Source organism: Acinetobacter equi (assembly GCF_001307195.1).
Taxonomy (GTDB): Bacteria; Pseudomonadota; Gammaproteobacteria; order Pseudomonadales; family Moraxellaceae; genus Acinetobacter; species Acinetobacter equi.
On record NZ_CP012808.1, the window covers coordinates 2,560,605 to 2,574,528 of the forward strand.

Sequence of the window (13,924 nt, forward strand, 5' to 3'; positions counted from 1 at the left end):
AAGATGGATGAAAATAAAAGCAAGGCGTTAAATGCGGCCTTAAGCCAAATTGAAAAGCAATTTGGTAAAAATTCAGTAATGCGTCTTGGTGACAATACTGTTCAAGCCGTTGAAGCTGTTTCTACCGGTTCATTAACGCTAGATATCGCTTTAGGTATTGGTGGTTTACCTAAAGGTCGTATTATTGAAATTTACGGCCCTGAATCTTCAGGTAAAACGACAATGACATTACAAGCGATTGCTGAATGTCAAAAAGCTGGTGGAACATGTGCTTTTATTGATGCTGAACATGCTTTAGATCCACAATATGCCCGTAAACTTGGCGTAGATATCGACAATCTTCTTGTTTCACAACCAGATAATGGTGAACAAGCATTAGAAATTGCCGACATGCTTGTACGTTCAGGTGCAATTGACCTTATTGTTGTCGATTCTGTTGCTGCCTTAACCCCACGTGCTGAAATTGAAGGTGAAATGGGTGATTCCCACATGGGTCTTCAAGCACGTCTAATGAGCCAAGCATTACGTAAAATTACAGGTAATGCAAAACGTTCAAACTGTATGGTCATTTTCATTAACCAAATTCGTATGAAAATTGGTGTAATGTTTGGTAGCCCTGAAACCACAACAGGTGGTAATGCACTTAAATTCTATGCTTCTGTACGCTTAGATATTCGTCGTATTGGTCAAGTTAAAGAAGGCGATGAAATTGTTGGTTCAGAAACACGTGTTAAAGTTGTAAAAAATAAAATGGCTCCTCCATTTAAGGAAGCTGTTTTCCAAATTCTATATGGTAAAGGTATCAACCATCTTGGTGAACTTGTTGACTTAGCTGTACAGCAAGAAATCATCCAAAAAGCAGGTGCATGGTATTCATATCAGGGAAGCAAGATTGGTCAAGGTAAAAACAATACTATTCGCCATCTTGAAGAAAACCCAGAAATGGTTAAAACCATTGAAGCAATCATCCGTGAAAATTTATTAACAGTAGGCACACCTGTTGAAGAAAATGATGAAGCTGAACCAGATTTACTTGATGTGTAATTTTAATTCACATTAAATAACTCAAAAACGCCCTTAGGGGCGTTTTTCCATATCTCTAGTAAAAGACTATGACCAACCCTAAATTTCCAAAACTTCTCGATTATGAAGCTTTAAAAGCTGAATATGGAGAAACTAGCCCACCATCAACAATACACTCTCCATCTAGTGAAAATGATTCTGTAGACAATGAAAATGCTTTGAGCTTCTCCGAAGAAATACCAAAAAAAACGGGGCTAACAGGTTCTCGTTTACGCTCATATGCCTTTGCTGTACTCACACGAAAAGAATACTCCAAAGCTGAACTCATTGAAAAATTAGCATTGTATGCAGAGCACAGAGATGAAGTACTTCTGCTTGTAGAAGAGCTTTCAGAACGTCAATATCAAAGTGATCAACGTGTTGCTGAAATTGTTTTGTCTAGCCAAAAACGTAAAGGAAAAGGTCCTAACCGTATTAAAATGGCATTAAAAACAAAAAAAATTGATACAGAGCTTATTCAAGAAGAATTAAAAGAGATTGATTGGACAGAACAAGCTTATCAACTAAAAGTAAAAAAGTTTGGAATGACTGTAGAAAAAGATCCAAAAATAAAAGCAAAGCAAATTCGCTTTTTAATGTATCGTGGTTTTGAAATGGATGCGATTATGAAAGCAATTAGCAAAAAGCCAAATGAATATGATTGAAATTTTTTATTATTTAAATATGGTGGCAACCCTACCAGCAAGACTTCGGCACATCTTAGTTCTACTACCGTTGCTACCTTCCGGTCCTGGCGGGGTTTGTAGAGTAAAATTGCGAAGTAACCGGCAGGGCTACCATTGCAGGAACAGAGTATAGAGATTTTTAGCCAAGTTGCAATACACGCACTCTATTTTTTTCTATTTTCACGTTTGTTTGCTTATTAAAAAAACAAAAATATCAATGTAAATGAACACCCACATATCTCATAGTTTAATTTAATGATTAAATACGCTAATAAGTAAAATTTTATTGCATTTTTAGTCTGAGATGTTTTTAATATTTAACTTAGATTGTACTTATAACAACACCCTCTTTTAAAGAATTGGTTATAAATGGATATTTCACTATGTTGAAAAAAAACACATTATGCACACTTATTTTATTATGTACTTCTTCTGTTTATGCAAATGTGCCCATTGAATCAAAAGGTTTAAGCAATCAAAATTATACTTTTGTTTCCCCTACCGCTATTCCTGTAACTAATACTTCAGCGACAGCAGATGTAGTTCCAACCAATTTAAATTGGCAATTAACCCAAAAAACACAACAGCTTGAAAATGATATCCGTAGTTTACGTGGAAAAATAGAAGAACAAGATTACGAAATTAATCAACTTAAAAACGAATTAAATAACCGTTATACAGATTTAGACCAGCGCTTAGAGTTACTACTACAAAAACTTGAGGCAGAAAATACTGAAGATGCAACATCAGAGGAGGATAATCAACAAGATAATACTCCCAGTAGCAACAGCACAAACTCAGATTCAACCAATTAAAGAAACCACCCCCTCATCACTAATTGCTCATAATGAACTTGATAAAGCTGCATATACAGTCGCATTAGAGGCTTATAAACAAGGTGGAGCTAAGAATGCTTTAGCACCCATGCAGAATTTTATTAAAAGCAATCCTAACAGTATTTATATTAGCAATGCATACTTTTGGGTCGCTGAATTTTATCTTGCTATAGAACCAACAAATTATGCTGAGGCTAAGAAAAATTTCACATTCGTAACAGAAAAGTATCCTAATTCAGCAAAAGCATCGAATGCCTTATATCGTCTTTATAGTATCTCATTAAATGTAGATCATAATTCAACTATGGCAAATAAATACAAAACTGAGTTATTAAAAAAATATCCTAATTCAGAAGAAGCAGGATATTTAAAGAAATAAAAAAAGACACCTTTTAGGTGTCTTTTTTTATCAACTAAAAAGTAATCTTAACGCACAATACCGCGCTTAGATTGCTCTAGAGAATCAATCAATAACTGAGCTTCAGCAACTTCAGGTAAGATTTCTACACGGATTTTTTGAATAGCTTCTTCAGTCGTTAAACCTGATTTATAAATCAGTTTAAACGCTTCTCGTAGTCCCTGAATCACACTCTTCGACCACCCCTTACGACGCATACCTTCAATATTCATTGCAAAAGCATGTGCTGGATTTCCAGAAACCATCACATATGCAGGCACATCTTTAAGAATTAAAGATGCCCCACCAATCATACTATATGAATCAATTTTGCAAAATTGATGAATACCTGAGTTACCACCAACGATAACATAATCACCAATATGAACATGACCTGCTACGCCCACATTATTTGCAAAAATATTGTGATCACCTACTACACAATCATGTGCAATATGCGTATTTACCATCAATAAATTATGACTTCCCACTTTAGTTAGTGAGTTATCTTGAACCGTCCCACGATGTAAACTGCAATGCTCACGAATCGTATTATGATCACCTATTTCTAACCAGGTTTCCTCTCCAAGATATTTTAAATCTTGGCAAACTTCACCTACGCTCGCAAATTGGAAAATTTCATTATTTTGACCAATTCGAGTATAACCACCCACGACTACATGTGAATGCAACTTTGTTCCTGCACCAATGCTAACTTTTGGCCCAATAATACAATATGGTCCAATTTTAACATCTAGGGCAATGACTGCAGATGAGTCAATAATAGCCGTAGGATGGATTAATTCGTTATTGCTCATGCTCACTCTGTATTTTGTTTGGAAATAATAATTTCCGCAGTTGCTGCGACAATACCATCAACTGAGGCAACACAATTATATTTGTAAATGCCACGTTTTTGCATTACTAATTCAGATTGTAATACTAATTTGTCACCAGCAACTACCGGTTTTTTAAATCTTACTTTCTCTGCACCTGCAAATAAGAAAACTGTACCGGGTTGAGGTTTAACATTATTCATGACAAAACCAAGAATACCCGAAACTTGCGCCAATGCTTCAATAATTAAAACACCAGGCATAATTGGGTATTCAGGAAAATGTCCCTGAAAAAACTCTTCATTGATCGATACATTTTTATAGCCAATAATACTATCGTCTGTAATTTCTGTAACTCGATCCACAAGAAGAAATGGATAACGATGCGGTAAATATTCACGAATAGCATTAATATCCATTGGTAATGCTGGCTTCGTGAATGTGCTTAAACTTGATTCTGTGGTCATAATTATTTACGCAATTTTAAAGTTGATTCAAGGGACTCTATCTGAGACTGCATATGATCAATTTTTTTTGTTAACTGGGTCAATGGCACATCTGCTAATTGTCTCAAGCGAACAACTGTTCTTTTCCATTGAGAATTTGTTAACAAACCTGTTCCTGAAGAATATTTTCCTGCCTCAGAAATATTATTTGTCACCATTGACATTCCTGTAATTGTCACATTATCAACAATATTTATGTGTCCAACAACACCAACACCACCTGCTAACACACAGTTTTTGCCAATCGTCGTACTTCCTGCAACACCACATTTTGCAGCAATTGCAGTATTTGCACCCACTTTTACGTTATGAGCAATTTGCACAAGATTATCAATGATGACACCATTTTCTAAAATCGTATCATCTAAAGCACCACGATCTACACTACAATTAGAACCAATGCGAACATCATTCCCAATAATAACCGATCCTAATTGTACAATTCGATGCCATTTACCTTGATATGGAGCAAAACCAAAACCTTCGCCACCAATCACTGTATTTGAATGAATACGTACACGATCGCCTATTTTTGCTTCGCCTGTTAACATAACATGCGAATCAATGAAGCACGATTTACCAATTTCAACCTGATCATCGATCGTGACATGTGACTTAATGATCGTATGATCACCAACAACACAATTTTCACCAATTACAGTGTAATGCCCAATATAAGCCGACTCAGATATAATTGCTGAAGGATGAATTTGAGCTGTCGCTTCAATTCCTCGCTGCGTATGTTTTTTTTCAAATACGTGAGTTAAAGTTGCAAATGCAAGATATGGATTTTGAACAATAATAAAGTTCAGCTGTGAAGAAAAAAGTGATTGAAGTTCAGCTGTTACAATCAAAGCACCTGCTTTAGACTGTAGGGCCTGTTCCACATACTTCTCACCATTTACAAAGGCAATATCACAAGATTCTGCCTGCTCTAAGCTAGCAAGCCCTGTAAAAATAGAATCAGGTCGTCCAAGGCATTGACCTTGAACAACCTGTGCTAAATGTTCTAGAGTAAAATTTTGAGACTTCATTCGTTATTTAATAGCATTAACCTTTTGAAGCATTTTATCAGTTAAATCATATTTTGAGTCAATTGCTAATACAGCTGTTTTATTTAAAACTGCATCTAGTTTATTTTCTTGGCGCAATTGCTCTGCAACAGTTTTCACACGTGTCTCGAAAGTTTTTTGAGTTGCTTGCATTGAAGTTTGAGCTTTAGATTGAACTTCTTGCTGTAAAGTTTCTAATTTTCTCGCTTTAGTTTCAAATTCAGCACTCATCTTTTGCTTTTCAGCATCAGACAACTTTGTATTTGTTTGCGCTGTTTGCTGTAGAGCTGATAAATCTTTTTGTAACTGTTCAATTTGAGTTGTCTGTGGTTTTACAGACTGTTGAAAAGCTTGCTGCTGTTGCTTTAAATAAGCACTGCTTTGTACTAGTTTTTCAATATCCACAACACCAATATCGGCTGCCTGTGCTGCAGAAAATGCTAAACCAATAATCAATGACGCAACTAACTTTTTCATTATGTAGAATTCCTTTATTAAACGATTGTTAGATCGTACTTAGAAAGTACGACCGATTTCAAATTGAATATTTTTCGTCTCATCACCATCTTTTTCATTCAGTGGATAAGCATAGCTCAGAGATAATGGTCCAATCATAGTGATCCAAGTGAAACCAACACCAACGCTATAACGCATATTACCTAGATCAAATTCGTAATTATTCTTACATTCATTTTCTAGCTTTGTATTTGATATATTTTTACATTGTGTATCGAATACTTGTGCACCCTCTGCAAAAATCACAGGTCGAACTTGACGAGTCCAATCACCTTTAAATGGTAATGGAATAGCCAATTCTGTACCAAATTGTACCAATGTATTACCACCAACACTATCACGTCTATCATTCGCGCTGACTATACCCATCGCCTCATCACGAATAGAATTATATCGTGGACCCAAGGTACTGTTTTCATAACCACGAACTGATCCAAAACCACCGGCAAAGAAGTTTTTATAGAATGGGAGGTCATTACCATAACCTAATTTACCATAACCACGTAACACGAAATCTTTTGGCAATGGGAAATAAACTTGTGCATCATAAGTTAATTTTTGATACTCAACTTTACTACCAGGCACCGCAATTTCAGCATTTACACGGTGTGAAATACCATTTGTCGGGAACATTGGTCTATTTAAAGTATTATAACTCCAACCTAAGTTAAGGTTATAAGTTAAGAATTTACCTTGATATTCAGCACCAAAATAATTTGAATACTCTGAACACCCATTAGCATCTTGTTTTATACATTCTCGTTCCGTTTTAGTCTGTCGACCGCCATGATTTTCTAAATAATCAGCAATATAATAGGATGCATAACGACCTGTCGTGACTTTGGTTTCATCAATATTCAAACCGAAACTTAGACTTTGGTTTTCATCAATTGGATAACCAAATGTTAAACCACCACCTAAACTATCTGTAACATAGTTATTTACACTATAACTATCTGAAAGTTTTGTTTTACGATAGTACATATTATAACCACGACGAAGACCATCAATCGTGAAATATGGATCTGTTACACTTAAATTATAAAAGTCTTGTGTTTGAGAACGAGATAAATCAATCGCAACACTATTACCTGTACCAAAGAAGTTTGTTTGACTAAGTCCTGCTTGGAACGTCACACCGCCACTTTGCGAGAAACCAACAGCCAAAGTCGTTGTACCTGAATGCTGTTCTTCAACATTCACATTTAAATCAATTTGATCTGGTGAGTTTGGAATACGTGCAGGAACAACTTCAACATTTTTAAAGAAACCTGTTCTTTCTAAACGGATTTTAGAAAGTTCAATTTTTTCTCCGCTTGCTAAAGCACCTTCCATTTGACGCATTTCACGACGCAAAACTTCATCAGCAGTTTTCGTATTACCATTAAAGTTAATACGGCGAACAGATACTTGTTGACCTGGGTTAATATAGTAATTTAAATCAACAATTTTTGTATCATCATTAATTTGCGGGACTACATTTACATCTGCGTAATAATAACCTGCATTACCAAATTTACGGATCAATTGTTGCTTAACGGCACTTACTTTTTCTTGAGAGTAAATATCGCCATCATTATAAATTTTTAAGCTTTCGAGCTCTTCAGGCTTATAAAGTGCATCACCTAAAAACTTAGATTGACCAAATTTAAATTGCTCACCTTCATTCACAGCAACTTCAATGAAAACATTTTTCTTATCTTCACTTAAGTTAAGGTTTGAATTTACAATATCAAAATTAATATAACCTTTGTTTAAGTAGAGTGCACGTAATGACTCCATACTTGCAGCCATTTTTTCACGAGCATAACGATCATTGCCCGAAACAATTGAACTCCAACCACTTTCTTTTACTGCAAAAACTTGCTTAATATCATCATCACTAAAAACAGTATTACCGATTAAATTAATATCAACAACTTTTGCCGCTTTACCTTCAATAAATTCAACAATAAGATCAACACGGTTATTTGGCTTGTCTTGTTGAATTACCTTAACGCTTGCTTCATAACGACCTTGTTGCATGTATTGCTGTTCAAGTTCTGACTCCAGAGTTTGCAAAGTAGATTTTTTAAGAACCTCTCCCTCTGCAACACCCATTTTCTTCAAGCCATCTAATAAAGCTTCTTTTGGAATTAATTTATTGCCTTTAAGCTCAACACTTGAAATTACTGGTCTTTCAACCACAGTAATTAATAAATTATCCCCATCACGAACAACTTTAATATCATCAAACAATCCAGATGCGTATAAAGAACGGATAGTATTAGAAATAACCGTGTCATTTACTGGACGACCAGCACTAACAGGAATCATTCCATAGACATTATCAGGTGTTAGTCGTACAAGCCCATCTATTTGAATATCTCGTACAATAAATTGATCTGCTGCATATACTTGTTGTACTGTTGCCATAGCACTGATAAGCGCTAAAGGCATAAAAAGGTTTTTATGATGCATGCCTGTTTGTTCCAATAATTTATATCGTCCACGTTCTTTTATAAACGCATAAAGTCGTTAAATAATGCAAGAAGCATCATGCTTCCTAACAATACCATACCAATTTTCAAACCAACCAAATGAACTTGTTCTGAAACAGGTTTACCACGAATTATTTCTACAAAATAGTAAACCAAATGTCCACCATCAAGCATTGGAATTGGCAATAAATTTAAAATTCCTAGACTTACACTCATAAGAGCCATAAAGGAAAAAAATGTTTGCCACCCCATCTCCGCACTTTGACCTGCAACTTTTGCAATTGTAATTGGTCCCGAAAGATTTTCTAAACCAATCATCCCCCGAATCATTTTTACTATAGAATGCAAAATCATGCTAGAAATTTGCCCTGTTTTTTCAACAGCCATGACAAATGCTTCTGCAGGATTATACTGTATTGTCTGTTTAAATGAATCTGGAACAATGATTTTACCAGGATCGCTTTGAACCCCTAACATACCAACAACATTACCCATATTGTCTTTCTTACCTTGTGGCATGATTTCCAACAATACAGATTGATTATTCCGAACTACTTCTATTTTTAATAATTTTTCAGGTGATGCCTGAACTACCTGTACTACATCAAACCATTCTTTCATTGGTTGACCATCAATGGCAACAATTTTATCACCTGGCTGCATGCCTTGACGAATCGCAGCACCATCCTCACTCAATTTAGACACCACCGCAGGAATTTCCGGTCTATATGGTGCAAAACCTAGTGCATCTAAAGGAGATTTAGACTGATCATTAAGAAAATTTTGAATGGGTAAATTAAACGTTTTTTCTTGCCCATTACGATCGACAGAAACAACTATGGTACCTGTTTCACCTGCTCGGTCTACTAAAGCAAAATTTAATTTTTCCCAAGTTGATACTGACGTTTGATCAATTGTTGTTATTTTATCGCCCACCTGCATTTGCAACATTGCAGCTGGTGAGTTTGGCATAATAGCACCTACTCTTGTATTTAGTTGTTCTTGTGCGGGTAAAAATAATATCCAAAATAGCAATACAGCAAATGCTAAATTAATAAATGGCCCTGCCGCTACAATAGCAATACGTTTCCAAGGATTTTGTCTATTAAATGCGTAAGGCAAATCCTCTTCCGGAACGTTCCCTTCACGCTCATCCAGCATTCGCACATAACCACCAAGTGGTAATGCACTTAATTGATATTGAATGCCAGATTTTTTAGATGTCCATTTAAAAAGTGTTGGACCAAACCCAATTGAATATACAAGAACCTTTACGCCAAGTTTTCGTGCTACAAAATAGTGCCCAAATTCATGAATAGCAATAAGTGGTCCCAGTAAAAGGATAGCAGCAATAATAATAAATAATGCGCTCATTAAAAAAACTACCCCTAACTGGTTAACATTTGTTGTGCAATCTTTCTAGACTGCTGATCTGCTTCTAAGATCAACTCTAAACTATTTGCTGATTTATTTTCAACCTGATTTAACGTCTCTTCTACAATTTCAGGAATTTGTAAAAAACTAATCTGTTCCTTTAAAAAAGCTTCGACTGCAATTTCATTAGCAGCATTTAAAATTGCCGGAGCTAAACCACCTTCTCTCATCGCTTCTCTAGCCAATCTAAGCGCAGGAAATTTAATTAAATCTGGTGCGGTAAAATTAAGCTGGTTATGCAAAAATAAATCTAATGCTGGAACATTTGTTTGAATACGCTCTGGCCATGCTAATGCATGTGCAATTGGCGTACACATATCAGGATTACCCATTTGAGCCAAAGTTGAACCATCCACATATTGAACCATAGAATGAATAATACTTTGTGGATGAACAACAACTGTAACAAATTGTTCTTCTACTGCAAATAAATGGCAAGCTTCTATCAATTCCAAACCTTTATTCATTAAGGTTGCAGAATCAACTGAAATTTTTCGTCCCATCGACCAATTTGGATGTTTACACGCTTGTGCAGGTGTTACTTTTTTCAATTCCTCCAAACTTTGATGAAGGAATGGACCACCAGAAGCAGTTAACAAAATCTGAGAAACCCCTAATTTAGGCTGCCCATTGCGCTCTGCTTGAAAATAATTTTGAGGCAAACACTGAAAAATAGCATTGTGCTCTGAATCGACAGGCAATAATAAAGCATGATGTTCATGAGCTGCTTGCATCATGATATCTCCAGACATCACCAATGCTTCTTTATTTGCTAAAAGAACTCGTTTACCAGCTTTAACAGCCGCTAAAGTAGGTAACAGTCCCGCTGCTCCTACAATTGCTGCCATTACAATATCTACTTCCGCACTTGAAGCAACTTTTATTAGGCCCGCCTCATCTTGCAAAATTTCGATATCAAGTAGATTTTCTGCTTGTAATTTTTTTTGCAATTCATCTACTTTAGATGAAGGAACAACAGCAACTTTTGGCCTAAACTGTTTGCAAATTTCAACCAATTCATCTATTCGACTATAAGCAGTAACGGCAAATAATGAATATTGTTCTGGATGCTGTTGCAGTATTTTTAAAGTACTTTGACCAATAGAACCTGTAACACCTAAAATACAAACAGTTTGAGACATTTATAAATCTACACCCATGAGGTTTAAAACATATAAGCCTGTAGCAAATACTGGAGCTGCTGCAAGCAAAGAATCAATACGATCTAGCACACCACCATGACCCGGCAAAATACGCCCCGAATCTTTAATACCAGCACGACGCTTAATCATTGACTCTAACAAATCACCTAATACAGAACTAAATACTGTAAGAATAGATAACATTAGAAATAAAACGTGTTGCCCTAAAGTTAAATCCAAATATGTAGATTCAACAACAACAATAATTAAAATAGCTGTTGCAACACCACCAAATAATCCTTCGATTGACTTATTTGGACTGACATGTGGTGCTAATTTTCGCTTACCAATCTTACGACCAACAAAGTAAGCACCGCTATCTGCTCCCCAAACAAGTAGGAACAAATACATTAACCACCAAGGTGAGTTTTGCCATACATCGAAAATTGAAGTAATTGCCGCAGAAACTAAAATTAGACCAACACTATAAAGAATTGGATTATACCAACCGTCATATTCTGGATAAGACTTTACCCAATGAATACTAAACAACCATGAAATAATTGATGCAATCCAAAGCAAAAGTGCAATATCTGTATAGTAAAGTGCAATCACAGAAACCACTATGGTCAATAATCCAAATGCCCAAGCTTTAGGCTTAAGTAAATTATTATTTTTTCTAGGCATGAGTTTAAACCACTCATAACCCGCAACCCCCGCTGCAATAATCATTAGCACCATCATTGGATAAGGTGATGTTGTTGCAAACATACAACTTAACACCACTGCAACCAATACAAGTGCAGTAATAATCCGCTCTAACATGTATTAATTCTCAAGTTTCGCTTGCTGAATCTGCTCTGAAGTTTTTCCGAATCGTCTTTCTCTTGAAGAAAAAACAGAAAAAGCTTTAGACATTTCATCTACACTAAATTCAGGCCACAACGTATCGGTAAAATACAACTCAGCATAAGCTGTTTGCCAAAGAAGAAAATTAGAAATTCGATAATCCCCACCTGTACGAATAAGCAAATCTACAGGCGGTAAATCAGAAAGACAAACATATTGAGCAAATTGTTGCTCATCAATTTCATCTACACTAATTTTCTTACATTCCACATCTTTTACCAATTGTTTTGCAGCATTTGCGATATCCCACATTCCACCATAACTGATCGCAATCGTTAAAGTCATGCTCGTAAAACTAGCAGTCCTTTCTTCAGCTTGCAACATTAATGATTGTAAATGTGTTGATAATCTAGATCGATCACCAATAAATCGAAGCGCAATATTGTATTTTTCCATACGCGGAATTTGCTCAAGAATTGTATCTTCCAACAACTGCATGAGTAAATTCACTTCATATTCTGGACGGTTCCAATTTTCACTTGAAAAGGCAAAAACCGTCAGTGCTTGAATCTCTTTAGTCCGACAAAATTCAACAATTGGATCGAGAATATTTTTACCTTCTCGGTGCCCGTCGCCTTTAGGCATTTGATTTTTTTTAGCAAACCGATTGTTGCCATCCATGATGATGGCAACATGTTTTGGAAGATGCTGATTATCTTCGATTAAGGTCATCAATATTAGACCTTCATCAATTCAGCTTCTTTTGCTGCAAGGCGTTTGTCTACTTCTGCAACATATTTATCCGTCATTTTTTGAACATCATCTGCTGCACGGCGATCATCATCTTCAGAAATTTCTTTTTCTTTCAATAATGCTTTTACATCACCTAAAATATCACGACGAATGTTACGAATTGCAACTTTTGCATTTTCTGCTTCAGAACGTGCAACTTTTTGCATATCGCGACGTGTTTCTTCAGTTAATGCAGCAAGTGGTACGCGAATTGTATCCGCAGTAACAGGATTTAATCCCAAATCTGATTCACGAATTGCTTTATCAATTGCCGAAACCATTGTACGTTCAAATGGCTGAACAATTAATGTACGTGAATCTTCAACACCCACGTTTGCTACTTGGTTTAAAGGCACATCTGAACCATAGTAAGGAACCATCACCCCATTTAAAATTGATGGGTGAGCACGTCCTGTACGAACTTTTGCAAAACCTTGCTCTAAAGACTCTAAAGTCTTTTGCATGCGTAGTTCGCCATCTTTTTTAAGATCGTTAATCATATGATCTTCCTTACTGAATTTTAAATAATGAATTACAAAATAATGTGTAGTATAAAGAGCTTTAAGGCTCTCGTACATTAATTCGTTACGAGAGTACCTTCTTTTTCGCCCATAACCACTGAAAGTAAAGCACCAGATTTATTCATATCAAAAACCTGAAGCGGCACTTTATGGTCACGACATAAGCAAATTGCTGTCAAATCCATCACACCAAGTTTTTCATCTAATACTTGGTCAAATGATAATGTTTCATATTTTACAGCATCATCATATTTGCTCGGATCTTTATTATATACACCATCTACTTTAGTCGCCTTGAGAATTAAGCTTGCTTCAATCTCAATACCACGTAAGCATGCTGCTGTATCTGTTGTGAAGAATGGATTACCCGTTCCCGCAACAAACACACACACTTCACCTTGAGTCAAATGACGAATCGCATCACGGCTTGAGTAAGACTCAACAACAGTACCAATTGGTAAAGCAGACATAAGACGCGTTTTAATATTACGACGTACTAAAGCATCTCGCATTGCCAAACCGTTCATTACAGTTGCAAGCATACCCATTTGATCGCCAGTTACACGACCAACTAATCCATCTTTTTGTAATTGGCTACCACGATAAAGGTTACCACCACCAACAACAATACCTACTTGAACACCTAACCCCACTAAGTGAGCAATTGCTAAAGACATTTGATCGAGTACTTGCGCATCAATCCCCATTTCTTTATTTCCAGCAAGTGCTTCACCAGAAAGTTTTAATAAGATACGTGCATAACGTGGCTTTTTAGAATCTAACATGATCAAAACTCCAATTTACCTAAATCTGAT

13 protein-coding genes, 1 other RNA gene and 1 pseudogene are annotated in these 13,924 nt (G+C 35.9%); 3 read left to right on the forward strand and 12 right to left on the reverse strand.

Annotated elements, in window-relative coordinates; translation table 11 throughout:
- The first annotated feature begins 3 nt into the window (after positions 1 to 3).
- Positions 4 to 1,044 carry a recombinase RecA gene (recA, locus tag AOY20_RS12140; protein WP_054582108.1) on the forward strand — a complete coding sequence of 347 codons (1,041 nt, stop codon included), beginning with the start codon at positions 4 to 6 and terminating at the stop codon, positions 1,042 to 1,044.
- Between the two features lie 68 nt (positions 1,045 to 1,112).
- Entirely contained in the window at positions 1,113 to 1,727 is a 615-nt protein-coding gene (locus AOY20_RS12145; RefSeq protein ID WP_054582109.1) for a regulatory protein RecX, read from the forward strand.
- 29 nt (positions 1,728 to 1,756) lie between these two features.
- On the opposite strand, the gene ffs is transcribed toward AOY20_RS12145, so the two are convergent.
- Positions 1,757 to 1,853: signal recognition particle sRNA small type (gene ffs, locus AOY20_RS14580), an RNA gene on the reverse strand.
- A gap of 278 nt (positions 1,854 to 2,131) precedes the next feature.
- Here ffs and AOY20_RS12150 point away from each other — a divergent pair.
- Positions 2,132 to 2,963 (forward strand): annotated as a pseudogene (locus AOY20_RS12150) (YbgF trimerization domain-containing protein).
- Between the two features lie 47 nt (positions 2,964 to 3,010).
- On the opposite strand, the gene lpxA reads toward AOY20_RS12150, so the two are convergent.
- The 11 genes from lpxA to pyrH form a co-directional block, all read right to left on the reverse strand.
- The gene (gene lpxA / locus AOY20_RS12155; RefSeq protein WP_054582110.1) at positions 3,011 to 3,799 is read right to left on the reverse strand and encodes an acyl-ACP--UDP-N-acetylglucosamine O-acyltransferase; all 789 of its coding nucleotides are present in this window, start codon (positions 3,797 to 3,799) and stop codon (positions 3,011 to 3,013) included.
- Between the two features lie 2 nt (positions 3,800 to 3,801).
- Positions 3,802 to 4,284, reverse strand: coding sequence for a 3-hydroxyacyl-ACP dehydratase FabZ (fabZ, locus tag AOY20_RS12160; RefSeq protein WP_054582111.1), 483 nt, complete (start codon positions 4,282 to 4,284; stop codon positions 3,802 to 3,804).
- 2 nt (positions 4,285 to 4,286) lie between these two features.
- The gene (gene lpxD / locus AOY20_RS12165; RefSeq protein WP_054582112.1) at positions 4,287 to 5,357 is read right to left on the reverse strand and encodes a UDP-3-O-(3-hydroxymyristoyl)glucosamine N-acyltransferase; all 1,071 of its coding nucleotides are present in this window, start codon (positions 5,355 to 5,357) and stop codon (positions 4,287 to 4,289) included.
- A 3-nt stretch (positions 5,358 to 5,360) separates the two neighbouring features.
- On the reverse strand, positions 5,361 to 5,852 hold the full coding sequence (locus AOY20_RS12170; RefSeq protein WP_054582113.1) for an OmpH/Skp family outer membrane protein: 492 nt from the start codon (positions 5,850 to 5,852) through the stop codon (positions 5,361 to 5,363).
- 39 nt (positions 5,853 to 5,891) lie between these two features.
- A complete protein-coding gene (gene bamA / locus AOY20_RS12175; RefSeq protein WP_054582114.1) occupies positions 5,892 to 8,351 on the reverse strand; it encodes an outer membrane protein assembly factor BamA in 2,460 nt (819 codons plus the stop codon).
- Between the two features lie 38 nt (positions 8,352 to 8,389).
- Complete coding sequence (gene rseP, locus AOY20_RS12180) at positions 8,390 to 9,745, reverse strand: RIP metalloprotease RseP (protein ID WP_054582115.1); 1,356 nt, start codon at positions 9,743 to 9,745, stop codon at positions 8,390 to 8,392.
- A 14-nt stretch (positions 9,746 to 9,759) separates the two neighbouring features.
- Complete coding sequence (gene ispC / locus AOY20_RS12185) at positions 9,760 to 10,947, reverse strand: 1-deoxy-D-xylulose-5-phosphate reductoisomerase (protein WP_054582116.1); 1,188 nt, start codon at positions 10,945 to 10,947, stop codon at positions 9,760 to 9,762.
- Entirely contained in the window at positions 10,948 to 11,772 is an 825-nt protein-coding gene (locus AOY20_RS12190) for a phosphatidate cytidylyltransferase (protein ID WP_054582117.1), read from the reverse strand.
- Between the two features lie 3 nt (positions 11,773 to 11,775).
- The gene (gene uppS, locus AOY20_RS12195; RefSeq protein ID WP_054582118.1) at positions 11,776 to 12,528 is read right to left on the reverse strand and encodes a polyprenyl diphosphate synthase; all 753 of its coding nucleotides are present in this window, start codon (positions 12,526 to 12,528) and stop codon (positions 11,776 to 11,778) included.
- Between the two features lie 5 nt (positions 12,529 to 12,533).
- A complete protein-coding gene (gene frr / locus AOY20_RS12200) occupies positions 12,534 to 13,088 on the reverse strand; it encodes a ribosome recycling factor (RefSeq protein WP_054582119.1) in 555 nt (184 codons plus the stop codon).
- A gap of 77 nt (positions 13,089 to 13,165) precedes the next feature.
- Entirely contained in the window at positions 13,166 to 13,894 is a 729-nt protein-coding gene (gene pyrH / locus AOY20_RS12205) for a UMP kinase (protein WP_054582120.1), read from the reverse strand.
- Positions 13,895 to 13,924: the final 30 nt, after the last annotated feature.

What these genes read in the sequence shown, in the direction of transcription:
- lpxA (WP_054582110.1), bottom strand. Translation starts at nt 3,799, where the DNA reads ATGAGCAATAACGAATTAATCCATCCTACGGCTATTATTGACTCATCT.
- AOY20_RS12170 (WP_054582113.1), bottom strand. Translation starts at nt 5,852, where the DNA reads ATGAAAAAGTTAGTTGCGTCATTGATTATTGGTTTAGCATTTTCTGCA.
- rseP (WP_054582115.1), bottom strand. Translation starts at nt 9,745, where the DNA reads ATGAGCGCATTATTTATTATTATTGCTGCTATCCTTTTACTGGGACCA.
- AOY20_RS12190 (WP_054582117.1), bottom strand. Translation starts at nt 11,772, where the DNA reads ATGTTAGAGCGGATTATTACTGCACTTGTATTGGTTGCAGTGGTGTTA.
- AOY20_RS12145 (WP_054582109.1), top strand. Translation starts at nt 1,113, where the DNA reads ATGACCAACCCTAAATTTCCAAAACTTCTCGATTATGAAGCTTTAAAA.
- fabZ (WP_054582111.1), bottom strand. Translation starts at nt 4,284, where the DNA reads ATGACCACAGAATCAAGTTTAAGCACATTCACGAAGCCAGCATTACCA.
- frr (WP_054582119.1), bottom strand. Translation starts at nt 13,088, where the DNA reads ATGATTAACGATCTTAAAAAAGATGGCGAACTACGCATGCAAAAGACT.
- pyrH (WP_054582120.1), bottom strand. Translation starts at nt 13,894, where the DNA reads ATGTTAGATTCTAAAAAGCCACGTTATGCACGTATCTTATTAAAACTT.
- recA (WP_054582108.1), top strand. Translation starts at nt 4, where the DNA reads ATGGATGAAAATAAAAGCAAGGCGTTAAATGCGGCCTTAAGCCAAATT.
- uppS (WP_054582118.1), bottom strand. Translation starts at nt 12,528, where the DNA reads ATGACCTTAATCGAAGATAATCAGCATCTTCCAAAACATGTTGCCATC.
- lpxD (WP_054582112.1), bottom strand. Translation starts at nt 5,357, where the DNA reads ATGAAGTCTCAAAATTTTACTCTAGAACATTTAGCACAGGTTGTTCAA.
- bamA (WP_054582114.1), bottom strand. Translation starts at nt 8,351, where the DNA reads ATGCATCATAAAAACCTTTTTATGCCTTTAGCGCTTATCAGTGCTATG.
- ispC (WP_054582116.1), bottom strand. Translation starts at nt 10,947, where the DNA reads ATGTCTCAAACTGTTTGTATTTTAGGTGTTACAGGTTCTATTGGTCAA.